The organism is Anaerosporobacter mobilis DSM 15930 (genome assembly GCF_900142955.1).
GTDB classification, from domain to species: Bacteria; Bacillota; Clostridia; order Lachnospirales; family Lachnospiraceae; genus Anaerosporobacter; species Anaerosporobacter mobilis.
This window is the reverse complement of sequence record NZ_FRCP01000012.1, coordinates 100,926-127,499: the sequence shown is the minus strand read 5'-3', so window position 1 is coordinate 127,499 and position 26,574 is coordinate 100,926. Positions and strand designations below refer to the sequence as shown.

At 34.0% G+C, this 26,574-nt stretch carries 19 protein-coding genes; 3 read left to right on the top strand and 16 right to left on the bottom strand.

Annotated elements, in window-relative coordinates; translation table 11 throughout:
* Positions 1–339: 339 nt before the first annotated feature.
* Positions 340–2,193, bottom strand: a complete 1,854-nt coding sequence (hcp, locus tag BUB90_RS12205; RefSeq protein WP_073288087.1) for a hydroxylamine reductase — start codon at positions 2,191–2,193, stop codon at positions 340–342.
* A gap of 137 nt (positions 2,194–2,330) precedes the next feature.
* The gene (locus tag BUB90_RS12200; protein ID WP_073288085.1) at positions 2,331–2,927 is read right to left on the bottom strand and encodes a hypothetical protein; all 597 of its coding nucleotides are present in this window, start codon (positions 2,925–2,927) and stop codon (positions 2,331–2,333) included.
* Between the two features lie 291 nt (positions 2,928–3,218).
* Between BUB90_RS12200 and BUB90_RS12195 the strand changes: the two genes are divergently transcribed.
* Positions 3,219–3,914, top strand: a complete 696-nt coding sequence (locus tag BUB90_RS12195) for a Crp/Fnr family transcriptional regulator (RefSeq protein ID WP_073288083.1) — start codon at positions 3,219–3,221, stop codon at positions 3,912–3,914.
* A gap of 371 nt (positions 3,915–4,285) precedes the next feature.
* The gene (locus tag BUB90_RS12190) at positions 4,286–5,617 is read left to right on the top strand and encodes a hemolysin family protein (protein WP_073288081.1); all 1,332 of its coding nucleotides are present in this window, start codon (positions 4,286–4,288) and stop codon (positions 5,615–5,617) included.
* A gap of 312 nt (positions 5,618–5,929) precedes the next feature.
* Here BUB90_RS12190 and BUB90_RS12185 read toward each other — a convergent pair whose 3' ends face one another.
* Complete coding sequence (locus BUB90_RS12185) at positions 5,930–6,463, bottom strand: nitroreductase family protein (RefSeq protein ID WP_073288079.1); 534 nt, start codon at positions 6,461–6,463, stop codon at positions 5,930–5,932.
* Between the two features lie 208 nt (positions 6,464–6,671).
* On the opposite strand from BUB90_RS12185, the gene BUB90_RS12180 reads away from it, so the two are divergent.
* Positions 6,672–7,370, top strand: coding sequence for an MBL fold metallo-hydrolase (locus BUB90_RS12180; RefSeq protein WP_084139227.1), 699 nt, complete (start codon positions 6,672–6,674; stop codon positions 7,368–7,370).
* A 103-nt stretch (positions 7,371–7,473) separates the two neighbouring features.
* Here BUB90_RS12180 and BUB90_RS12175 read toward each other — a convergent pair whose 3' ends face one another.
* The 13 genes from BUB90_RS12175 to BUB90_RS12115 form a co-directional block, all read right to left on the bottom strand.
* Positions 7,474–8,136, bottom strand: a complete 663-nt coding sequence (locus BUB90_RS12175) for a GyrI-like domain-containing protein (RefSeq protein ID WP_242952535.1) — start codon at positions 8,134–8,136, stop codon at positions 7,474–7,476.
* 132 nt (positions 8,137–8,268) lie between these two features.
* Positions 8,269–9,354 carry a BtrH N-terminal domain-containing protein gene (locus BUB90_RS12170; protein WP_073288077.1) on the bottom strand — a complete coding sequence of 362 codons (1,086 nt, stop codon included), beginning with the start codon at positions 9,352–9,354 and terminating at the stop codon, positions 8,269–8,271.
* 58 nt (positions 9,355–9,412) lie between these two features.
* Complete coding sequence (locus tag BUB90_RS12165) at positions 9,413–10,246, bottom strand: MerR family transcriptional regulator (RefSeq protein ID WP_073288075.1); 834 nt, start codon at positions 10,244–10,246, stop codon at positions 9,413–9,415.
* Positions 10,247–10,328: 82 nt separating this feature from the next.
* Positions 10,329–10,796, bottom strand: a complete 468-nt coding sequence (locus tag BUB90_RS12160) for a GNAT family N-acetyltransferase (RefSeq protein WP_073288073.1) — start codon at positions 10,794–10,796, stop codon at positions 10,329–10,331.
* Between the two features lie 91 nt (positions 10,797–10,887).
* Positions 10,888–13,008, bottom strand: a complete 2,121-nt coding sequence (locus tag BUB90_RS12155; RefSeq protein WP_073288071.1) for a methyl-accepting chemotaxis protein — start codon at positions 13,006–13,008, stop codon at positions 10,888–10,890.
* Between the two features lie 291 nt (positions 13,009–13,299).
* Positions 13,300–14,133 (bottom strand): carbohydrate ABC transporter permease, encoded by an 834-nt coding sequence (locus BUB90_RS12150; RefSeq protein WP_073288069.1) that lies wholly within the window; start codon positions 14,131–14,133, stop codon positions 13,300–13,302.
* Positions 14,134–14,137: 4 nt separating this feature from the next.
* Positions 14,138–15,028, bottom strand: coding sequence for a carbohydrate ABC transporter permease (locus BUB90_RS12145; protein WP_073288067.1), 891 nt, complete (start codon positions 15,026–15,028; stop codon positions 14,138–14,140).
* 104 nt (positions 15,029–15,132) lie between these two features.
* Positions 15,133–16,509 (bottom strand): ABC transporter substrate-binding protein, encoded by a 1,377-nt coding sequence (locus BUB90_RS12140; RefSeq protein ID WP_073288065.1) that lies wholly within the window; start codon positions 16,507–16,509, stop codon positions 15,133–15,135.
* Between the two features lie 215 nt (positions 16,510–16,724).
* Complete coding sequence (locus BUB90_RS12135; protein ID WP_073288063.1) at positions 16,725–18,989, bottom strand: helix-turn-helix domain-containing protein; 2,265 nt, start codon at positions 18,987–18,989, stop codon at positions 16,725–16,727.
* A gap of 311 nt (positions 18,990–19,300) precedes the next feature.
* The gene (locus BUB90_RS12130) at positions 19,301–21,421 is read right to left on the bottom strand and encodes a methyl-accepting chemotaxis protein (RefSeq protein ID WP_073288061.1); all 2,121 of its coding nucleotides are present in this window, start codon (positions 21,419–21,421) and stop codon (positions 19,301–19,303) included.
* Positions 21,422–21,712: 291 nt separating this feature from the next.
* Positions 21,713–22,750 (bottom strand): 2-hydroxyacid dehydrogenase, encoded by a 1,038-nt coding sequence (locus tag BUB90_RS12125; RefSeq protein ID WP_073288059.1) that lies wholly within the window; start codon positions 22,748–22,750, stop codon positions 21,713–21,715.
* A gap of 29 nt (positions 22,751–22,779) precedes the next feature.
* On the bottom strand, positions 22,780–23,808 hold the full coding sequence (locus BUB90_RS12120) for a ribonucleotide-diphosphate reductase subunit beta (RefSeq protein WP_073288057.1): 1,029 nt from the start codon (positions 23,806–23,808) through the stop codon (positions 22,780–22,782).
* Between the two features lie 116 nt (positions 23,809–23,924).
* On the bottom strand, positions 23,925–26,219 hold the full coding sequence (locus BUB90_RS12115) for a ribonucleoside-diphosphate reductase subunit alpha (RefSeq protein WP_073288054.1): 2,295 nt from the start codon (positions 26,217–26,219) through the stop codon (positions 23,925–23,927).
* Between the last annotated feature and the right edge of the window lie 355 nt (positions 26,220–26,574).

Sequence of the window (26,574 nt, the reverse complement as noted above, 5' to 3'; positions counted from 1 at the left end):
TTTCACACTTATTATGCATAGGATGGCGCATCCATTTGAACTTCGTTTTTGAAGTTACTGCTTTACGTATGCGTCCATCATCATCTTAACGTTTATAATGAGAATCTAGAAGCAATAAAAAGACAATCTTCAAGGTTTTTATGTGGATTCATGGATACTATATATCCGTGAATCCACACACAAACTACTTGAAAGATTGCCTTTTGATGTTATATATTATTGCATGTATAATCCGAGAATTAAGGGAATTAAACTTATTTACTACGGCATTTTCTACACACAGTTAGGGATATGATACGTAGGATTACTCTTCTTAAATGTATTACTCAAACTCTTATATTATTTTAAATTACTTAATATTGCTTCTACATCTAGTCCATGAACCATACAAGCTTCTTCTAATGTTTCTGCTTGTGAAGATGGACATCCTAGACAGTGCATTCCTGCTTCCATTAATACTCTTGCATTATCTGGATTAGTCTTTAAGATATCACCAATGATCATATCTTTTGAGATTACTACCTCTTCTGTAGACGCAGCTTTTACTTCATCCCCGAAGAATAATTCCATATCATCTTCTACTGTAGAGATTCCTGCGATACCGAAATTATCTACTAACACTTTCGCTACGTTTGGAGAAAGGAAACCAGGTAATGTTGGTCCTAAGTGGATTTCTTTTACTCCAAGGTATAATAAACTTAATAATACGATTACTGCTTTTTGTTCATACCAAGCAATGTTGTAGATGATTGGTAACTCGTTGATATCTGCTAAACCAAATACTTCTTTTAACTTAAGTGCGATTAATGCTAAAGAGTATGAGTCATTACATTGTCCCGCATCAAGAACTCTTGGAATACCACCGATATCCCCTAGATTTAATTTGTTGTATTTATATTTGGCACAACCTGCAGTTAAGATGACTGTATCTTTTGGAAGTGCTTTTGCGAAATCTGTGTAATAGTTTCTTGATTTTGCTCTACCGTCACAACCAGCCATTACTACGAATTTCTTAATTGCACCAGATTTTACTGCATCAACTACCGCATCTGCTAAAGCAAATACTTGCGCATGTGCGAATCCTCCAACGATTTCACCTGTTTCAATTTCTGTAGGAGCTTGACATGTCTTAGCTAATTCAATAATTTCAGAGAAATCTTTCTGGCTTCCAGCCTCTCCTTCGATGTGTTTGCAACCTACATATCCAGCTGCACCCGTTGTAAACATTCTATCTTTATAAGATGCTTTTGGAGGTACGATACAGTTTGTAGTCATTAAGATTGGTCCATTGAAGCTTTCGAATTCTTCTTTTTGTTTCCACCAAGCGTTACCATAGTTACCTACTAGATGGCTGTATTTCTTAAGACTTGGATAGTAGTGAGCTGGCAACATTTCGGAATGTGTATATACATCAACACCTGTTCCTTCTGTTTGAATTAATAATTGCTCAAGATCTGATAAATCATGACCAGAAACTAGGATACCAGGGTTCTTGCCTACACCAATATTAACTTTTGTGATTTCTGGATTTCCGTAAGTTGTTGTATTGGCTGTGTCTAATAATGCCATACCGTCTACGCCGAATTTACCAGTTTCTAATGTTAATGCTACTAAATCATCTGCTGTTAAAGAGTCATCTAATAATTTAGCTAATGTTTCTTGCATGAATGCATCGATTTCTTCATTATCATATCCTAATGCATTGGCATGTTTTGAGTATGCTGATAAACCTTTTAATCCGTATGTGATTAATTCTCTTAAAGAACGGATATCCTCATTCTCAGTTGCTAATACACCAACTTCATCAGATTCCGCTTTTTCTTTTAAGATTTCTTTGGCATCGCCTGACCATACTGCTGCCTCTGATAGACCTTCTTTGCTCGCTAGTTGTTCCATTAACTCGTTCTTCTTAGCAATTGTTTCTTTTACTCTTACATAGAAGATTTCATCGTCAAAGTTTGCGTTGGTAATTGTAGTGAATAGGTTTAAAGTAATAAAATGATTTACCTCTTTGCTAACCTCTTTTCCTTCTTTTCTTAAACGTGTAGTTACTTCAGAGAGCCCCTTAGTAACATATACTAATAAGTCTTGCATGTTTGCTAAGTCTACGCTTTTGCCACAAACACCACCTTTGGTACAACCTGTGTTTCCCGCTGTTTCTTGACATTGATAACAGAACATATTCTTATCCATTCTTAATTCCTCCACTTTCTATTCATAAATTTTATTTATTTTCTTATTAGACGTTACCGTCATTCCTAACTTATGTGCTTATTATATATAAAACTACTATAAATTTCTGTTGTTTTTACAACATAACGAAAACAAATCTATTTTGCTTTGATTACAAATTCACGATATGCTTCATTCCCATATTCTAATTGTGTATTAACTAGACACCCCTGAATGAAACTATCTCTTACCAAATCATAATAATTCTCAAGTCTAGATCTCTCTGACCAAAAACTCTCGTGTAAGTTCGTGGTACGAATCCAAACCACTTGATTGTCATCCTCTTCTTTCATCATGTTTACATGATCACAAGGCATTCCATCAAGCAATGTATTATTCAAGAATGCAAATGCTTCTTTTGCGGTAGTTTCTTCCGTCAAGTCCGTTATCTGGGTACCAACCTCATAAGCAACCTCTTTAATTTCCGCCATGGTAATAGTAGACTCTACTAGTTGTTCTACTGTAAAAGCTAATCTTCTTTCAACCAAATGAATCTTTTCTTGTAACCAACCATGAATATTATCTGTTTGAATAAAGTTTTCAAGATCTCCTTCTGGTAACGTTTCAAAGTTTGATTGTAATGCTGGTTCCACTGTATCCTTTCCTAGGCGATTTGCTAGCTCATTCGCTAAGTTGTTTTGAATCTCTATTTTACGGTATAGCCAGTAATGTATTGGTCCTAAAAATGCACTCATATTATTCTCCTACTCCTCTTGTCTTTTATTTTGAATCTTTTTATTTTGAATCTGTTGTTTTTTGCTTATGTGGTTATTATATTGTACTTGCGCATAAATTTCTGTTGTTTTTACAACAAAATTGTTGTACTATAATTTATATATGAATTTTATTGCTTTAAAAACAAATAATTAACTGGTTCGGGTGTCAAAAACCTTCCAAAAAACTTGCCTTCGTCAATTAGCACATTTGCAAACCTGACTATAAAGAGGGCTTTGACACCACATCACTAATCAGTAGAAGGAGATACTATGAATACAATAAAACCAGAATATATTAATACAATTGCATCTTCTAAACTATTTGAGGGGATCAGAGCAGATGAAATCGAAGGGTTGTTACCATGTTTATCTGCTACAGAGCAAAACTATAAGAAGGATAGCTACATCTATCAGATGGGTGACACCACTACCAAGATTGGTTTGGTAATATCCGGTTGTGTGCATCTTGTGAAAGAGGATTACTGGGGGAACCATACCATATTATCAGAAGTAATGCCTGGCGAATTCTTTGGTGAGGCATATGCTTGCCTGAAAACAGAATCGTTAACAATTAGTTGCGTTGCAACTGAACCAACTACAATCTTATTCCTAGATATTCAGAAGATTATAACGATTTGTACCTCTGCTTGTAGCTTTCATACTAGATTAATTCAGAATCTAATGATGGTTATAGCACAGAAGAATGTCCTACTCACACAAAAACTCGACCATATTAGTAAACGTTCCACAAGAGATAAATTGCTCTCCTACCTATCCGCACAAGCAACAAAACAGCACTCGAACACATTCACTATTCCATTTAATAGACAACAGTTAGCAGATTATCTTTCTGTTGACCGAAGTGCCATGTCAAACGAATTGTGTAAATTACGAGACCAAGGATTACTAACATTCCAAAAAAATTCATTCACGCTTTCTCAATTATCGATGACAGAATTAGATTAATGTTAAGATTTTGTTAAAATTCTATAAATTCTATCATAAATGAATTTTTCTTTGATATAATGAATTATGTGTATTTATTTACATATAACTATATTAAGGAGGCTTTTTATTACTATGGACGAATCAGATAGTGATGATAGTGACGCGGATCATCAAAACATATGCATAGACGGTAGCATACCTACTTTTTTTATAAGCAACTGTAGGCATGCTTTTTTGTGTGCTTTTCTACGCAAATTATCATATGATATACTACAACCAATTTCTTTTAATACGATTTTTCTTTGTTTGCCTAGGGTGATTTTCTTATGCTGACCCATAACTAACGTCGTAGCAACAAAACTAAAATGAATCTAAAGAAAGTGAGTTAAATGAATAATACAATGATTATGCAAATACTTTTACAAATTATCTTGATCTTATTAAACGCAGTCTTCGCCTGCGCTGAAATTGCTATAATTTCTATGAATGACAATAAATTAGCTAGTATGGCCGCTAATGGAGATAAGCGTGCTATCCGTCTAGCAAGACTTACTAGTCAACCCGCACGTTTCCTAGCAACGATACAAGTTGCAATTACCTTATCTGGTTTCCTAGGTAGTGCATTCGCAGCAGATAATTTCTCCGACACCCTTGTTGATTGGCTAGTGAACATTGGAGTTTCTTTACCTGCCAAAACACTTGATACCATCTCTGTAATCCTAATTACCTTATTACTATCCTACTTCACACTCGTGTTTGGTGAATTAGTACCAAAGCGAATTGCTATGAAGAGGGCCGAGAGCCTAGCACTTGCTATGTCAGCTCTTATTACTTTCATATCACACTTATTTGCTCCAATTGTATGGTTTTTAACCGTATCTACCAATGGTATCTTACGTTTATTTGGTATTGATCCGAATACGGAAGAGAATAACGTTAGTGAAGAAGAGATTCGTATGATGGTTGATGTCGGTAGTGAAAAAGGTGTTATTGATCCAGAAGAGAAGGAAATGATTCAGAATGTGTTTGAATTTGATGATTTAACGGTAGATGAATTCGCCACGCATCGTACTGACATATCTTTATTATGGCTTGAAGAATCTGTTGAAGAATGGGCCAAAACCATTCACGAAACTAGACATTCCTTATACCCGATTTGCGATGAAACCGTTGACCACGTAATTGGTATTCTGAATGCCAAAGACTACTTCCGCCTAGAACCAAAAACAAAAGAGAATATATTAGAAAATGCAGTAAAACCTGCTTATTTTGTTCCAGAGACGGTTTGTGCCGATGTGCTTTTCCGCCAAATGAAAAAGACACGCAACCACTTTGCCGTAGTCTTAGATGAATATGGTGGTATGGTAGGTATCGTTACAATGAGCGACTTACTAGAACAATTAGTGGGTGATTTAGAAACGGAAGATATTGAACTCAATCAAGAACAAGATATTGAGCGAATCGATTCTTCAACTTGGAAAATTCGTGGTAGCGCTACCTTAGATAAAGTTGCTAAGGAACTTTCTATTTCTCTACCTGTTGAAGATTATGACACATTCAGCGGCTTTATCTTTGGTTCTTATGGCTCTATACCCGAAGACGGTACAACCTTTGAACTAGACTCTCATACCTTACACATACAAGTCCTATCTATTGCTGACCATAAGATTGAAAAAACAATCGTATGCATGGAGCCAGCACCTACGGATAAAGAAGAATAAAATACAGACTTTATTTAATATAAGAAACTCATATTCCGCACTTGAAGAATTCGATGAGTAGTTAACTGCTATATTCAACGAAAAACCTGCTCTCGCTTAGCTTCACACGTAGCAGTACTAAGATTTCGCGTTGCTCAATCCAGTACTGACGTGTTAAGTAGTTTTTCTTATGAATCTAGCAATTATCTAATGAGATTTCTATGTGCGAAGTTTGAGTAAACAAATTATAACACCGCCACTTGATGGATCGAATCCAAGTGGCGGTGCATTTTTGTATCAATATTAACAAAGATAATTCGACGTATCGTCACACTAACAGATGGTATACAACTCTCCAATCATCTTTCTCTTTGGTGCATCTGGATTCTCAGATGGATAGCCCATAGGAATCAATGCAACCACTTCTTTTTCTTCTGGGATTTGGAAGTCTTCTCTAACCTTATCATAATCAAAGATTCCTTGTATGACAGTCCCAAGTCCATATTCATGAGCGGCTAAGCACAGTGTCTGACTTGCTACACCAGCATCAAACATTTGCCAAGAATCTCCCTTTACCGTAGAATAACTTCCATCTCTTTCAAAACCACTCCGTTTTGCAATTATTGTCACTATTACAACTACTGCAGCTTCTTCAATTGCTTTCTTATTATAACTTGGTACAGTTTCTAATAGTTTTCTTTTTCCTTCTTCACTTTCAACAAAGATATATCTTGTTATCTGTGTATTTTTCCAAGATGGAGCATATGCAGCTGCTGCCACTACTTGATCCATAACCTCTTTCTCTATTGTTTGTTTCTTGAAACTTCTAATGCTTCTTCTACTTGTTATACATTCAATTGTATTCATATTCTAGTCCTCCTATGTAGAATGACAATCCCGATTTGTATACTAGTTTGAAGCTACCAATCTATTTATCAATTCTACTCTTACTACATAAGACGTATTATACCAATTTGTTTCGTTATTTACAATTTAAAAAGAACTATTTGTAATAATTTTAATAATGTGATATATTCATTACAGTTTACATTTTTTACTATTAAGGGGGTATTATATGATTATTAGTGTTCAATATATTAAGCACAGTTGTTACCTTGTAGAGCTTGCTAACGCATATTTATTATTCGATTACTATACTGGTGAAATTCCTAAGCTATCATCTAGCAAACCAGTATATGCTTTTGCAAGCCATTTTCATGAAGACCATTTTTCTTTTTCCTTGTTTTCTAAACTTGCTGATGTTTCGAATGTTCAATATATTCTATCTAATGATATCAAAAAGAAATATAGCAAGAATTATTTCTTAAAACAAGGCGTTACAGAAGTACTATATGACTCTATTAACTTCATAGCGCCAGATATGGATATTACTATTGATGACTTCCATATTCGAACTCTTGATTCCACTGATTGTGGTGTAGCCTTCATTATAGAAACCAACGAAGAAACAATCTATCATGCTGGTGACCTTAACTGTTGGACATGGGATGGCAATACAGAACAAGAAAACGAAGAAATTACCATTGCCTATCAAACGGAAATAGCGAAACTAGAAGGTATGCATATAGACCTCGCTTTCCTTCCACTTGATCCAAGACAAGAAAATCACTTTCATCTCGGTTTTGATTATTTTATGAATCAGGTCGATGTTTCATCTGCTTACGCCATGCACTGTTGGGATGATTTTTCTGTCATTTCAAAACTTAAATCTATGGATTGTTCTAAATCCTACTATCACAAGATACGAAATTAGCTATCAGATGCATAGATCAGTGTATCAAGAAGAATATAAGTAAAAACAGAGGGCGTGTTTGATAAATGAATCTTCCAACATGCCCTCTAATTTTTCTTATATCCTACTTTCTGATTGGATGTCTAATTACGGTCTTTAAAGTATCAGTACTACATTTTCTTGGATCAGAAAGGTATATTTCATGATGCCTTCGATACGTATTAATATCGCTTTGATATCCTTGTTCTATAATATATTCTTCTAATCTCTGTATCGTAGTAAGCTCATTATCAAATGGACCGATGTGCATAACCTGCGCACATAAGCCTTCTTCAAAGGTTTCTAGTCTTACATCGGACAGATTAAGTTCTGGTTTCTTCTTATGCAATACCTTTTTTGCCCATTCAAAAACTTCTTGTGTAACAAACTCTGGTTGGCGAATCATAGAAGTCCACAAGAATAAATCTTTGTTCTCAATTGGTGTTGTTCCAACGAATTTGTCATCTGCTACACTCCAAAGTCCCTCTAACGGTGGAACTACATATTCAAAATATCCCTCTGGTTGTGTTCCATTCATCTTACTCATCTTTATGGTAAATGATATTCCATATAGTACTTCCATCGCATGCTTGTATTCTTCACTAGTATTTGGATTCCCATTCCCATCAATCATGAGGTAAGAAATGGGTGGTACTTCAATAATCATAGGCATTGTTTTAGGAACATATAGTTCCTTGTATATTCTCTTATAGTCTACCTTTTTTTGTAACATTTCTTTCTTATTCATCTCTATCTTCATCTTTTACCTAGTCGACTACTCCGTCAACTCCTCCTTTCCTTATGTTATAAGGTTCCACACTTTTTTTGCACATATAGTTCATTGCTATCTCTTTACCTACTACAAAAATTACTCAATTATCTACTTCAAAATGGATATATAAGCCTTTTCTTCTATACTTGCGATTTTATAAATCAACTCACTAACCCTTTCTCCTAGACTATCACAAGCCGCTTTTTCTTGCAACAGATATGCCGTAAACCAATCAGACATCTCTTGTATATATAATCCACTCTCTATAAAGTAATCTGCTGCTTTTTCATACTCTTTAATTTCATACTCTTTTCCAATTACTCTTAACACGCCTGCTAATTCTTCCCTGGCAGCCATATGCTTTACAAAATCTTTTTCCTTACTTCCTAACACCGCATTAGGTAAACAAGGTACCGTACCTGTGAACATAAGTATATTGGTAATCATCTGATTATATTGTTCCTCAGTTAGTTCATTCTGTAATTGTTGAAACTCCTTGGCAAGTTTTCTCATTCCTGGTATCCCAAGAAACTTAACTGGCGGATATAGCTGTGATTTTGCTTTCTGAGTTAATGCCTTCGTTGCTATTTCGCCTACACTTTTTAGTTGTTCATCAAACGTAAGTAGGCAAATTGCATTCTTATCACTTAAACCTGTCTTCTCAATTGCAAGTGCTTTCTCAAGAATATCCATTGATAGAACTTGTTCTCCTTCTAATCCACAGTCTTGTACATATACACAATTTGCTTCTTCATCATACCCCACCATTAACACATAATGAATGGGAATATGTATCTTCTCATAGAACTTTGGATAATATGGAAGGTAATACATATCTAGCGCCCCTAACACAACTGGCATCCCCTGATTGATCTGTTCTTTTGCTTTCTTCATTGTATAATGGAATGTTCTACCTTCAATATGTTTGTACTGAAAGCCGACGATACTAGCTAGTCTCTCATACATCTTCTTGGTTCTACCATCATTCCAAGCTGCATGAACTGTTCTCTCATACGTATCTCCTTGTTGAATCTTTTGCTTTATATACGCAAAATCACCATATCCCGCTAAAGCGAAAAAGAAATAGTCTGGAAGCTTCTCTCCACTCTTCAATTGATAGATATCCTCTATCCCATTCCACATGCATTCATAATCACTTACATGATGCGGTAACGTAATCATCTTCTTACACATAAAAAATCCTCCTTCTGTTTTGTATAGAAAGAGGATAAACCCTAGTACAATGCTAGAGTCAACTTATTTTTTTAATTGGAAAACAAACTTCTGTTACATAGTTTTCTGGATTCGGTTCGTTCCCTGGAGATAAATAGTATCTTGTAAACGCCTTACCACTAATCTGATATCCATTCTTCTTAACCCATTGATACATATAGGAGTTAATCTCACCTATTTTACTATAAACACCTTGGAAGGCTAACGTGGCTGCCTCACATTCCATAATCTTTTTGAAATGAACTCGTTCTTCATCTCGGTATAACTTTTCAACTTCTAATTGTACTTCTACATCAAAACAACTTGACATGAAATCGGCCTTATGAGTAATAGCAAACGAATATGTACTATCCGTTAAACGAAAATTCTTTTCCTGTATTATTTTCTCAATCTCTGCCCAAAGTCTTCCTTCTTCTTCAAATGTGTGAATATAATCCCTTAGATAAATCACATTCCGAGCAGGAATCTTCTTAATTGTTACAGATAACGCACATTGTTCTTGCTTACTTACTTCTTCTAATGCATCTTTCATCTGTCTAATCTGAACCTGGATACGTTTAATCTCTTCTTCCTTTTCGTAAATCTTATTAGACAGGAATTTTACTGTTTCTGCAGTAGGATTTTCTTTTTTATTAGAATCATCAATTTGTATTTCACCAATTTCCCGCAATGAAAATCCTAACTCCTTCAGGACCTTTATATGATTAGCAACAGGGATTTGTTCTTCTCCATAATACCGATATCCACTATCTCCAGCAATATATTTGGGTATCAGTAATCCGATCTTATCATAATTTCTTAGCATGTATATGCTAATACCTGTAATCTTAGAAAATTCACCAATCTTTAGCAATTTACGAACACGCTCCTTCCCATAAACCGTGTATTTAGGATTTGGATATCAAAAAAATACCAGACTATCCTTATAAGAAAAACTATCTGATTGCTTGTATCATTATAAGACATGGATTCCATTCATCCCATAGGGTTTTAAAGCACTCCATTGGTCGAAATCCCATAGATTCATAAAAACATCTTGTTTTCGCATAGTTAGTATCCTCATTTGAATAATCCAGAGTCTTCACTTGTAGATATTCCATGTTATGTTCTCTACACCACTGGTAGCAAGCATCGAATAACTGTTTTCCTATTCCGCTTCTATGATATTGTGGTAGTATTCCCATAACATAAATCTCCGCCGCATATGGAGATGTCTCCTTAATTGCTAAAAAACCTACCGCAGTTTCATCTTCGTATGCCACAAGAAAAGGCATTAACTTACTCTCTCTTATGTATTCCTGTGCAGATTCTTCAATTCCAAACCAATCCGGTAGCATATGCAAGATCTCATCTGCTATTCTCGCTTTTTCTTCTTTATCAACTATTTTCTTAATCGTATACATTAGCTTACTTTCCCCTCTTGTTCCCTAAACATAACAGATGATTACGAAAGCCTATCCAGACTCTCGCAATCATCTGCATTAATAATACTAATTATATCTTAAATTTACCGATTGCTTGTTGCAATACTTTCGCATCACTCGTAAGTCCCTCTGCTGCATCTGCTAATTGTTCAATCTCTTCCGATTGACTAATTGCCGTAGCAGTAACTTCCTCAGATGCTGCAGCTGATTCTTCAGAAACTGCTGAGATATTCTGTATAGAATCCAAAGTATCATTCCTTGCACTTTCCATACCTGCTACATACTGCTTGATGTTATTAAGTTCTAATACCAAATTTTCTACCAGATTATTAATGTTTCCAAACACATTAATCGTATCTTGTAATGCTTTTTCTTGTGTAAGAACGATTTGTTCTGCCTTTTGTGTTGTCTTGGCTGTTTCATTTGTTTGATATTGAATGGTATTAATGATTTCTTGAATTTGATTCGCTGACTCCATTGACTTAGTTGCTAGATTTCTAATTTCGCCTGCTACTACTGCAAAACCTCTACCTGAATCCCCAGCTCTAGCTGCTTCTATAGAAGCATTCAGTGATAATAAGTTAGTCTGTTCTGAAATCTCATTAATTGCATTAACAATACTCTCAATGGAACGTGAATTCTCTTCGAGATTTTTCATACCCGTTGATATCTCTTTTGTTATTTGTGAAGTTGCCTTTGCTTTATCATTTAGATTATTCACAATTGTCAATCCACTGGCAACTGTCTCCATTGTATTCTCAAACAATCCATCAATTTCATTGGTTTCATCATATACTTTATTAACCATATCTGATAATGTTGACATCTGTTTCAGACAAGCATCTGTATCTACTACTTGTTTTGAGGAACCTATAGCAACTTCATTTATTGCAATTGATATATTCTTTGAAGATTCTAACACAATTGAAGAGGTATTCGATAAGTCTTCTGCCGAAACCTCTACCCTGTCACTAACCTCAGCAACTTCTTTAACTAGCTGTTGCATGTTTCCAATCATATTGGACAGACTGTTTTCTAATATCTTAAACTCATCTTTACGCTTGGTTTTGAATTGAACTGTTAAATCACCTTGCGCTACGCTTTCCATAGTATCTTTCATATCTCCTATTGCTTTACCAATCCCTCTAGCTAAAACAGTTCCAATGAACATAGCGATAATTGCTGACACAATGGCAAATGCAATACTTGTTCTACCAATTGAAGTCGCATTCTTAAGAATAATGGTCTCCGGAATCAAATTACATAATACTAAATCTGTATTCCCAATTTTACTATAGTTAAATAGATATTTCACACCGTTTATTGTTGCATACTTATAACCGTTCATATCATCTACTTCTAATACTTCATTGTAATAATCTTGATCGATAAATATATTCTCTTCTCCAACTTCTGATTGCGAGGAATATATCTCAACACCATCTTTTGTTACAAGTGAAGTAATAGAACCGTCTTGATAGATCTTATCTAACATCATCTGTACATACTTATAATCAAGATCTGTTATAATGTATGTACTTCCCTTCACTGCTTCTTTGATGTATGTTAAAGCATATCCTCTCTCTACTCTCACATCAATTGCACTATGTAGACCATACCAACCATCTTTTTCAGAATTCCCCTCCATTAAATCTGTAGAGCTAAACAATTCGAAGGCCGAATCTTGAATGCCATCATTCCCTGTCACGATTGGCGCTTTTGTATCATTGATAATATACATATTTCTTATTCCATCTATAAGTACACTATTCGTCATAACATCATTCTTCAGATTCCTCATGTACTGTAAATCCTCGAACATATCATTATTTTTCATTTTATAGTAATACTCGAAATTCTTACTGGTTATTAGCTTTACTACTTGTGTATCAACCTCTGTAAACTTACTCTCCATATACCTAGAATTTGCCTCTAGGACTTGACTAAAAGAGCTCTCATAATTCTTAACTATTGCATCCGATGCTAAGTCATAAGATATGATCCCTAACGCAAATATCAATATTACTGGCGCAACAAAACCCATTATTAAAGCCGTACGCAGCTTCTTTTTCTTAGATCTTTTGGTAGACATTTTGCCTTTCGTTACATTCTTTTTGGTTTGTTTAACTTTCACTTTTGGTAGTTTTACTTCCCTCTTTTGTTTTTTAGTTTCCTTTTTTCCACTTTTCATGTTATGAATCTCCTTAAACATACTTCCATTATGTAATAATCGTGATAAAACACAATCCCCAAGTCATGTTTAAATCACTTATACGCATCACTTTATCAAAAATTTTGCATATATCTCACATTATACCATAAAATACATAATTTTTCTATTGCTTTGATGAATAAACAAATAAAAAGGTACCTATCAATCAAATTGATAAGACCTTTTTATAATCTGCTTTTATTATTATTATTATTATGCCCTGCCTATCACAGGCCTTCCCTGTTATACTGCTAGCTCAACGGCAATATCTTATTCCTTTACCGCTCCAGCTGCAATCCCTGCCAATATATATCTTTGAAAGAAAACATATATAATAATCGTTGGAATCATTATTATTATTATCCCTGCGGCTAGTGTCTGCCAAGACCCTTGTTGCGCATTCGCATAATTCATCAAAAATGTCGTTAATGTTCTAAGCTTATTCTTTGGCATATAGAGGTATGGTATATACATATCGTTTATAATATTAATAGCTTTAATAATACAAACGGTAGCCGTAGCCGGCGCTAATAAAGGAAATATTATCTTTCTAAAAAGCTTAAAATACGAACACCCATCTATTAAAGCAGCTTCATCTAGTGACACTGGAAGCGTTGAGATAAACTGTCTATATATGTATAATTGCATTAAATCCGATGCGATATATATAATAATTGGTGCACCTAACGTATTATACAGATTCAACCCTTGTATCACTTTGAATCTAGAGATTTCTGTTACAAATGTCGGAATCAACATACCAATAAAGAAAAGTCCAACTACTATCTTCTTACCACGAAAATCAAATCGTTCAATTATAAATGCTGTAATTGTACCAAACATTACATTAAAAAATAATGATACCACTAACATAATTCCTGTATTTTTAAAACCTAATAATAGATATTTATCCGTCAATACCTTTGCGAAATTATCAAATGTAATATTCTTTAATGGAGGTAGTAACAAAGGTGAAGTCAACACCATATCTGCTTTTGTTTTTAATGATGCAAATAATGTTAATAGGATAGGTGCTAATACAATTAATACCATGGCTATACATATTATCTGCTTCATAACTTGATTAGAAACTCTCTTAACCATGCTGTTACCTCCTATTCTTTAAAACGAAACCGTGAATGATTTTATTTTGAATTATATAAATTACAATAATTAACACCATAATTGCAACTGCCATTGTTGAAGCCAAGCCAAAGTTAGAAAACGTAAAGGCTGTTTTGATTGTATACAGGGTAAAGGTCGATGATGCATAACCTGGGCCACCTGATGTCATAACAAAAGGAATGTCAAACACTTGTAAGGCACCTCTTATATTATCAAATAATACAAAATCTACCATCAACATAATTGCTGGAACCTGAATGAACTTAAATATGTGAACTGTTGTTGCTCCATCCACTTTTGCTGCCTCTTCAAGATCTTTTGGTATTGATTGAAGGGCTGCCATAAACAAGATTACATGATAACCACTATATTTCCATACGGATACAAACGAAAGCACATAGTTTACAATTTTAACATCTGATAACCAATTACGAGACAAGCTATCCAAATTAAGCACTTGTAAAATAGAATCAAATGCACCATTGATTGGTGAGAAAAAATAAGAGAATACATAAGCAATGGCAACACCATTAATGATGTATGGCATAAAAACCATTGTCTTGTAGAACTTTGCAGCTCTTAATTTACTTATAAGTAAAACTGCAAACCCCAGTTCCACTGGTATCATTAATAAATGTACTACGAAGTAAACAGCATTGTTTTTTAACGAAAGCCATAAGTCGCTATTCTTTAGCATGGAGATATAATTATCAATCCCAATAAACTTACTAGATGGTGAGTACCCATCCCAATTAGTAAAACTCATTTTAAACAAATCGAATGCCGGAAATACTACAAATGCTATTAATAAAAGTAACGGTATAACAAGTGAAATAAAAATAAATTGTTTTCTTTTTCTAGATAATTTACTCACAGCTGCCTCCTTATCTTAGGTTAACGCGCCAATTTGAGACGTATCAAATTGGCAGTTGACCTATTTAGAGGCTACCAACTGTAGCCTCTATGCTAATAATTGTTTTATTTTATTCCGAGGTTTGCTCTCGCATCCTTCCATGCAGCATTAAGTTTTTCAAATTCCTTATTTAAATCAAAATCACTAATAGACATTTGAGCACCTAACATCTTATAGTCAAAGGTAGTCTCATTTTGAATTGAAGCGAAATCGTCTCCACCACCATCATACATAACCAATACTTTATCAGGACAAAGTGTATCTGATTCAGCAAGTACAGGGTCTTTGTCTTTCGTAAAGTTCTTCATAGCAGAGGCCGAAGAAACATAATTAAGAAAGTCTGGGTACCAAGCCTCTGAGTAAAACCACTCAACAAAAGCGGTTGCAGCCTCTTGATTTTTTGAATGTGTTGTTACTCCCATGAAGGAATCCCCTTGTACAATTACATTGTATGGATCTGATTCTGTGTTTCTTGTTGGTAAATAGAACGTACCTAATTGAGATACATCTTCCGTTGCACTCTTAATGTTTTGAAGTCCCCAATCTCCTAAAGCAATCATAGCTGCACCTTTTGTTGCGAATAACGTAGTTGCTTGATCATTTCCTAAACCTAAAGGATCTTTTCCTAATACCCCAGAAGTAAATAAACTATGTACTTTGTTATATGCTTTATATATATCCGTTCCTTCTGAGAATGGAGCATCTTGTGTAGTCATTGTATTCCAGTTTTGTCCATTACCTGATTCAAGAGCTGGCATAAACTCCATATATGGATAATCTGGCCATGAATCCTTTAATCCACAGGCAATTGCCATGAAATCCTTATTATCTTTTTCATAATAAGCTTGTAATGTCTTCGATACTTCTTCTAATTCGCTCCAAGTTGTAGGTACTTCTACACCTGCTTCTGCAAAAAGATCTTTCCAATAGTATACATATTCATATCCTGAAGTCATTGGAATTCCTAGTACTTTTCCATCAATCGCATATCCTGATGCCAATTCATTGTTTGAACAAGCAACTGTATCTTTTAAATCAATTAAGTAATCTTTAAATCTTGATAAAGTAAAAGGCTTATTAAACATAACATCTGGTAGTTGATTTGCAGATGCTCTTATCTTCATAGTGTTCCAATATTCACTGTCATCTTTAACTTTTTCTACTTCAATATCAATATTGGGATATTTCTCTTGGAACTTACCTACCATATCGTTTTGCTCAATAAAATCATTAAGATTATTATCCCAGATAGCAAATGTTAGTGAAGCTGATAAGTCTTTTTCTTGTCCTTTTTCCTCCTCTTCTGTATTAGTAGTATCTGTCGTTTCTGAAGTAGAAGGTGTAACCTCTTCCTTTTTGTTATTCGTTTTAGAACAACCTACTATAGAAGTTGCTAAAAGAATACACGTTAAAATAGTTGCCATAAGTTTTTGCTTTTTCATAAAATTCCTCCTTTTTTTTGATAGCTGTATCATAACAATCTTTCCTTCCAATCACTATGGAAAAACTTCATATTTCTTGATTAATTTTCACATGTTATGGTATTGATATCTTGATAATTCGTTCGTATTCCTGTTAAATAGTAAGAAATACATAGTTAAAGAATAAAACATAGACACTCTTCATACATATAGTATATTGAGTGTCTACATTGTTTTTAAGCCGTTTTTCGATACTGTGCAGGGCTTGTACCAGTATTTTTTTTGAAAACCCTATTAAAATTCTCCACATTACGATATCCAACCATCTCTGCTATCTCATATATCTTAAAATTAGTTGTCTTTAATAAATCTTTAGCCTTTTCGATTCTAAGGGATGTAAGATAACTTATGAATGTCTCTCCTGTTTCTTTTGAGAATTTACTTGTAAAATATTTCTCATTCAATTCCACATAATCGGCTACTTCTTTCAGCGTTAGATCAGAATTTTCATAATGGTTGCCTATATACCTTTTCGCTTTCAGTATAATATCATTTTCTTTAATGTATAGTTTTTCTACCGAATAATCAATAATCCAATCTATGTAATTTGTTAGCCATAGCTTTAAACTACGAATATCTTCTATCCGTTCTAATTTCTCATAATAATTATACTGTTCACCAAAGATCTCATAAAAATTGGCATGGTTCGAATAGAACTTCTTTGCAATTTCAAGAATCAATCCTAATACATGTAATTGCCCCTCTCTAAGTGATGCTTTATTCAATACTTCAAACAACTTTTCTTTTTCCGGAATAACGGTCCTTTCATCAGCTATATATAAAGCTTTGGAAAAATCCAAATATTGATTTGAATATTGTATTATTTGATCCATAAGTTCATCTTCTTTATTACAATCAACAATGGCATTCTTTCCTTTCAGAAAACGGAAATCAAAACTACCTTTCAAATGCTCTAATTCCTCAAGAAAATTCCCATAACCATATTGCTTTTTGCTAATACAAACAGTAATATCAATTCCATGTTCACTATATGTTGATTTTTGCAACTCCTGTATCATACTATAGATATTTACTACATAATCTTCTTCTGTTATACGATAGAATGCATACATGATAGTAGGATTCTCAATATATGCAATACATCGTGAACTAAACCTTAGGTTGCGTTCAAAATTACAATGGAGCTTTTCCATCTCATTATACTCGCTCTCATTCGTTTTACCTTTATTAAGAACAAATCCTAGAATAACATAACTATCTTCAAAAAAGTATTTTGATTTTCTATTCACCTCAGCTGGAGTTATCTCACCAGTAATCATTCCTGTAAAATAATCCTCTAATGTTTTTTCGCTAGTCCTTACTTTCTCTTCATAATCAGAAATTAATACTTGTAATCTTCGTACCATTGAATTAAAAGAATGAATCATTGTACGAATTTCATACTGTCCACCTGGTTCAATATGGATTTGTAGTTCCCCCTCTTCAATCTGTCTTAAACCATAATTTATTCTTTGAATTGGCTTTACTATACTTCTCAAGAAATAACTAGAATAATAACCTACTAAAAGTAATATAATCAATGCAACTAATAAAACCCAAAGCGCAACCCTCCAAAAACTTGCACTCAAATCACTTGTTTTTATGTAACTGTTTATGTACCATGTATCCGAATATAATTTTAAAGGTGTTGTAATCTGTGTATATTTCGAGTTGTTATAATTCTCTTCTCCATCTAACGTAGTAAATATATTTTCTCCATCACTAGATTTCATTTCCATAATACCGAAATTATTATTTCCCTTTAGATATTCTCTATTATAATTCTTAATTTTATCAGCAACCCCTGAATTTTGGTAAAACATAACCATCTCTATCTTCTCAGATCGATCGGTCCTACGATCAGGCGCGAAAGCAAACACTAATACTAATGAATTCTTTTTTGCTCCCGCGTAGAGGCCGTTGTTTAAATCATTATTTATGAATCCAATAACTACCTGATTCTTGTTTTTAACTGCGGTCCTATAACATGTACTACTACTTGTTTCCTCATATGATTTATTGATTGTATTCTTATAATATGAGATTCTTTGATCCTTCATATAAAATCCCACGGAAATTATATTAGATGCCGGCTCCAAAGCCAGACTACTTGCTTGATTTAACTTTTGAGAAGAATCATATCTAGATTTCAGGTCCTCTGAGTCTGTTCCTGCTGCATAATCTAATATTTCATTGTTATTACTGTAGATTAGATGGGATAATCTCATAGACATAACTCCAATATCAGAAACCAATTCCGTTACTATTGTTTCGTGTACTTGCTTAATATTTTCAATTGCCTGCTTTTTAAATTCTTGATTAAGTATATTCAGTACCGTAACCAGCACAATTAATATAGGACATATTATAAAGCTAAAAAACGATATATAAAAAACTGTCTTTAGCTGCATTTTAGACCATTTTATACGCTTTAATTTCATAAGAATCCTCCCAGTACAAGTATCTAGCCACATTTGATATTTTGTTGATTTTTATTGCTTAGAAAACATACAAATTAGCTAAATAGTATAATTATATTTTGTAAACCATCTTATTATTTAGTAGTTTTGCAATATATACTCATCAATTATTCAATATTACCATACATATCATCTATTTACAAAACAATTTTTACAAAACAACAAAATGGTACTTTGCTAATATATTGCATACATTAGCAAAGTACCATTTATTAGTTATTTGTGGTCATTCTCCACATATCAACACTCTTAAATCTACCTTCTTCTATTACCTAAATCTTAAATTTACCGATTGCTTGTTGTAATACTTTCGCATCATTAGTAAGTCCCTCTGCTGCACCCGCTAATTGCTCAATCTCTTCCGATTGACTAATTGCAGTCGCACTAACTTCCTCGGAGGCTGCCGCCGATTCTTCAGAAACTGCTGAGATATTCTGTATAGAATCTAAGGTATCATTCCTTGCACTTTCCATGCCTGCTACATACTGTTTAATCTTATCAAGTTCTAATACCAAATCTTCTACTAGTTTATTAATGCTACCAAATACTTGAATCGTATCTTGTAAAGCCTTTTCTTGTGTTAGAACAATTTGTTCTGCCTTCTGTGTTGTTTTCGCTGTTGCATTTGTTTGATATTGAATGGAATTAATGATTTCTTGAATCTGATTTGCCGATTCCATTGACTTGGTAGCTAGATTTCTAATTTCTCCTGCTACTACTGCAAAACCTCTACCAGAATCACCAGCTCTAGCTGCTTCAATGGAAGCATTCAATGATAGTAAGTTTGTTTGTTCAGAAATCTCATTAATTGCATTAACGATATTCTCAATGGAACGAGAATTCTCTTCCAGGTTTTTCATTCCTATTGATATCTCTTTTGTTATCTGTGAAGTTGCCTTTGCTTTATCATTCAAATTATTCACAATTGTCAATCCACTTGCCACTGTTTCCATAGTATTCTCGAACAAGCCATCAATTTCATTGGTTTCATCATATACTTTATTAACCATGTCTGATAATGTTGACATCTGTTTCAAACAAGAGTCTGTATCAATTACTTGTTTGGAAGAACCTATCGCAACTTCATTTATTGCAATTGATATATTCTTTGAGGATTCTAACACAATTGAAGAGGTATTCGACAAGTCTTCTGCCGAAACATTTACCCTGTCACTAACCTCAGCTACTTCTTTTACAAGGTGTTGCATGTTACCAATCATATTGGACAGACTGTTTTCTAATATCTTAAACTCATCTTTTCGCTTAGTTTTAAACTGAACTGTCAAATCACCTTGTGCTACGCTTTCCATTGTATCTTTCATGTCTCCAATTGCTTTACCAATACCTCTTGCTAATGCTGTCCCAATCATCAATGCTATAATCGCAGACACAATGGCAAATGCAATACTTGCTTTTCCGATTGAAGTTGCATTCTTAAGAATAATTGTTTTCGGAATCAAGTTACATAATACTAATTCTGTTTCTCCAACTTTGCTATATGTAAATAGATAGTTCACATCGTTTAAAGTCACATATTCATGCCCACTTGTCTTCCCCGATTCTAATACTTTTATGTAATAATCTTGATTAGCAAATATATTGTCTTCTCCAACTTTTGACTCAGTAGAATATACCTCTACTCCATCTTTTGTTACGATGGAAGTAATTGCTCCTTCTTGATACATATTATCAAGCATAGACTCTACATATCCATGATCAATATCGGTTATTACGTATGCTTTTCCCTTTAGCGCTTCCTTAATGTAGGATAACCCATACCCCTTTTTTTCTTTCGCATCAATTGCACTATGCGAGCCATACCAACCATCTTTTTTAGATTCTCCCGCTATTAAATCTGTAGAAGTAAACAGTTCATACGGTGAATTTTGAATTTGATCATTGCCTGTAACAATAGGAGCTCTATTATTACTAAGGATATACATACTTCTTATCCCATCTATAAGCACACTGTTCGTCATAACATCATTCTTAAGATTCCTCATGTACTCTAAGTTCTCGAACATGTCATCACTTTTTCCATTATAGTAATAATCGAAGTTCTTATTCGTAATGATTTTAATTGATTGTGTGGCAACTTCTTCAAATATACTTTCCATATATCTAGCATTTGCTTCTAAGATATCATTGGAAGAACTCTCATAATTCTTAATCATCGCATCTGATGCTAGATTATAAGATATAAATCCCAAGGAAAATATAAATATTACTGGTGCAGCAAAACCCATTAGTAGAGCAGTACGTAACTTCCTTTTTCTAGATTCCTTCTGAGATATTTCATTTTGCTTCACTTTCTTTTTTGATCTCTTTACTTTCTCTTTTGGTTGCTTTACTTTCTTTTTCTGTTTTTCCATTTCCTTTTTTGCTTTTTTCATATCATGTACCTCCTTAACCACCAATTAATTATGCATTCAAACAATAGTGAAAAACCATAATTCCCCTAGTCATGTTAAATTCACTTATATGCATTGTTTTTTTACACTAATTTTGTATATATTTTATATTGTACCATATATTACATAATACTTCTATTGATTTTAAAGAAAAACTAAATTAAAAGGATACTTATGAATTTAATCGCTCCCTACTTTGAAACTATTTCCATTTTATTAAAAAAGGTAAAAAAATAAGGACGCTATTTATTAACGCCCTTTTTTTGCATACTCTTAGAAACAACGACCTGATTCTTTCCTCGCGCAATTCTCAATCACTTTACCAGATTGGCAATGATAACATACTTCATTCGTTAAACATTCCCCTGCAAAGTACTCATCAAAGTTATCAATTGTAACCTTAGCGATATTCTCTAATGCTTCATTGGTTAAGAAGGCTTGGTGAGAAGTTAATAATACATTTGGCTTTGATACAAGAAGGGATAACATATCATCTTTCACAATAGCTCCAGACATATCCTCAAAGAAGTAATCTGCCTCTTCTTCATATACATCAAGACCAGCACCTGCCACGGTTCCATCATTCAGTGCTTCAAGTAAAGCTTCTGTCTCAATTAACGCACCACGAGAAGTATTGACAATATATACACCCTTCTTCATCTTAGAGAATGCATCTTTTGATAATATATGTTTTGTTTGATCTGTTAATGGACAATGTAAAGAGATAATATCACTTTCCTTGAATAAGGTGTCTAAGTCCACATATTCAAGATCTGTATTCTTAGCAGGATACAAATCATATGCAAGTACACGCATACCAAATCCCAAGCAAATCTGAATAAATGTTTGTCCAATCTTTCCTGTTCCGATAATACCTATTGTCTTCCCATATAAATCCATTCCCGTCAATCCGCTCAGACTAAAGTTGAAGTCTCTTGTACGGTTATATGCTTTATGAATCTTACGATTAACTGCTAACAAAAGTGCCATCGCATGTTCTGCTACCGCATGTGGTGAATATACCGGTACACGTACAACATGTACCTTGCCAAATGCCGATTTAAAATCAACATTACTATACCCAGCACATCTCATTGCAATAATGTTAATTCCAAGATCATAAAGTTGATCAATTGTTTCTTTACAGATTTCATCATTTACGAATGCACAAACGCCTTGGCATCCTTTTGCTAGTCCTACTGTTTCATTGTTCAATTTACTCTCGATAAATTTGAATTTATAGTTTGTGCCTAACTTTTCAAGCCATTCCTTATCATATGGTTTTGTATCAAATACTGCAATTTTATTCATAATTTTCCCTACCTTTCTGTAATCATTCTTTATTCTAATTCATCAAAATCAAAAGCTGCTGCCTTAGTATAATTAGTAACTTTTGCTTCAAAGAAATCTGTCTTCGTACTATTTAAGTTGGCAAAAGATTCCAACCAAGACATTGGATGTTCTTTAATATCAGGATATAATTCACTGATTCCAATTGCTTTAAGTCTTAGGTTTGATAAGTACTTAATGTATCTATCAATCAATTCATTGTTAATTCCAAGAATTTGATTATCTGTTACATATTGCCCCCAGGATATCTCGTGCTCTACCCCAGTTTTCATCATCTGACGAATCTCTTCTTCAAATTCAGGTGTAAATAACTCTTTATTCTCAATTCTCATCTCCTTGATGATGTTTTGGAATAATACAAGATGCGTAACTTCATCACGGTTGATGTATTTGAATATCGTACTTGTTGCTGTCATCTTACCTTGTCTTGCTAAGGTATAGAAGAAGCTGAACCCTGAGTAAAAATAAATACCTTCTAGGATGTAGTTGGCTATAATGGCACGTACAAAATTATGCTCATTCGGATCTTCATTAAATCGTTGATAGATATCAGCTATAAATTTATTTCTTGTTAACAAATGCTCATCTTCACGCCACATATCATAAATCTTATCACGTGTAACTGGATTCGTTACTGTGTCAAGGATATAAGAATAACTCTGTGCATGAATCTCTTCTTGAAAGGCTTGAATATTTAGCAGAGAGGTAACTTCTGGTGCTGTAATATATCTCGAAATATTCGGGAGATTTTCACTTTGAATGGAATCTAAGAAATTCAAGAAAGAGATAATCTTATCGAACGCATTTCTCTCTCCATCCGTTAGATACGGAAACTGTTTTATATCCTCGTTCAATGCAATCTCTTCTGGAATCCAAAAATTATTCAGCATAGTCCGATATAAAACCCTAGACCAATCATACTTAATTCTATTCCATTCTCGTAGATTGGTTGTATTCCCATTTATCATACTACTTGTACCACGTACACCAAATTCGTTAAATATTTTCTTTTTATCCATATCTTTTCCTCTCATTTTTCTTTATATATTTCGTATTAAGGATTCCAAAGGTCCATTTTTATCTCCAACGTTATTTATGACCTTATGAACCTTGATTCATTTAAGTTAGAGTAATTCTAGCTTGAACAACTTGTACATTCATCCATCTCAAGGGATTGGTTTCTTATATAGTAAATCGTCTTAAGTCCTTGCTTCCAAGCCTCTACATATAAGTTTAGTATATCTTTGGCTTTATATTCAGGCGTGATATAGAAATTAATGGATTGAGATTGATCAATATGACGTTGACGAATTCCACAGGCTTTAATGGAATATTGTTGATCAATTGTATGGGCTTCTTTGTAAAACCAATAGTTTTGATCATTCAATTCCGGTGCAGTTTTTGTTATAAAACTCCCCTTCTTCTCTTCTACGAAGAAACGTCTGAAGATTGGATCAATTCCTGCGGAAGTATTGGCGATATTCGATGTACTTCCTGTTGGTGCAACCGCCATAATATATCCATTACGTAAACCATACTTAGCTACATCTGCTTTCAACTTCTGCCATCTTTCACTTGAATACCCACGTTTATCAAAGTAAGCTCCCGTCTGCCATTCTGAACCTTCGAAGGCATCATAAGCTCCCTTTTCTTTCGCTAATTCCATAGAGGCCTTAATCGCTTGGTATGCGATCTCTTCAAACAATTCATCCGCTTGCGCTAAATGTTCTTCGCTTTCCCATGGGATTTGATTTTTCGCAAGATAATGATGATATCCACTTGTTCCAAGTCCAATTGCACGATATTTATCTGATGTAATCTTAGCGTCTAATTCAGGAACTTGATTCAAGGTAATAACGTTGTCAAGCATTCGAATCTGTAGAGGAATATTATGTGCTAAATCTTTCTTTTCGACTTTACCAAGGTTAATCGAGTTCAGATTACAAGTAACCATATCGCCCGGTTTCATCTTATGAATGATTTGTTTGGAACCATCTGCTTCCTCTATTATAACTTCTTCTATTAATTCAGTCTCGCTCATATTTTGCGCAATTTCTTGACAAAGATTTGATGCATAGATCATTCCTTCATGCTTATTGGGATTTGCCTGATTTACTGTATCTCTAAAGAATAAGAAAGGTACACCTGTCTCAACAGCACTTTTCATAATCTTCTTCATAATATCAAGTACTTTCACTGTGATTCTAGGTAATTCTTCACAGGCTTCACAGGCGAGATATCTTCTTGTAAATTCTTTATCTTCTACTTCATCGTAACTATCTTCTAAGGAGAATCCCATAACTTTCTTTACCATATATGGATCAAACAGGGACCACTCCCCTCTAGTCTCCAAACGTTCCATGAACAAGTTTGGAATGCTTAATCCTGTGAATATATCGTGAGCCTTTCTACGATCATCTCCGTTGTTCGTCTTAAGTTCAAGGAAATCATATAAATCAGCATGCCAGATATCAAGTGTAACAGTTGCCCCACCTTTACGGCGACCTAATTGATCAACTGCTACAGCAGTATCATTATATAGACGTACCCATGGGATAACTCCTCCTGATGCATTCTTGTGTCCTCGGATCTCACTATTCAAACTACGAATCTTACCTAAATAGATCCCTAAAGCCCCACCATGTTTACTTACCTTTGAGAACTTTTGGTTGACATCATAGATTGACCAAAGATTATCCCCCACGGTAGATATGAAGCAACTACTTAATTGATAGAAGCTAGTTCCTGCATTCGCTAAAGTAGGAGTCGCTACTGTCATTTGCAATGTGCTTAAAACATCATAGAATTCTTTTGCATACTTAACTCTATTCTCACCTTCTGGTATTGCAAGATGCATTGCAATCACTAGAAAACGTTCCTGTGGAAGTTCACAACCGCCCCCATCCCTGCTACGTATAAGATATCGATCAGCTAATAATTTTACGCCTTCATAATTGAATAGATAATCTCTCTCAGGTTTGATGTACTCGCCTAATTCCCGAATCTGTTCTTTCGTATAATTCTCTTTTAGATAAGTGCCATATTGATTCGAAGCTGTTAATGTATCCACTAATGCTACAAAATCACCATAACCAAAATGTTTATACCCTCTACTGATAGCTGCTTCCTTATACAAATCAAATACAAACAATCTTGCCGCTACGTACTGCCAATTAGTATTGGTACGATTTGTTATGTTCCCGAATTCATCTCTTGTTGCATGAATTACTTTTTCAATTGCTGTCTGGATTAATACTTTCTGAATAGCTTTGGTAGTCATACCATCAACGTATTGTATTCTTGCATCTAGCTCTAATTCAATAGGATCACAACCGTCCAATCCTTCACATGCAAATGCAATCATTTTCTTTGTCTTTTCCACGCATAGTGGTTCTATCGAGTTATTTCGTTTTCGAATGTTAATTGTCATTACTGACGCCCTCCCAGACCTTAAGTTCTTTTATTTTTATCTATATATTGATTTAATCTATTACTTTTATCATCTCAAACACATTATATAGTATTGTAATAATAATTACTATTACTATATACTTTTTAAGATAAAATATCAAGTGTTAGTTTTCCTCTATATCAATTTTATTTATCTACAGAACAGGTTATACTATGCATGGCTCATTCTTACATACCAGAGTAAAAGAAAGAAAAAGAGACAATTTTTATTCTCTTACTTAAAGGCATGTTTAACGATCAAACTGAGTGCCAAAAGAATAAAAATTGTCTCTTATCTTGTTACTATAATTACTTACTGGTTAGAGTGTCAAAAG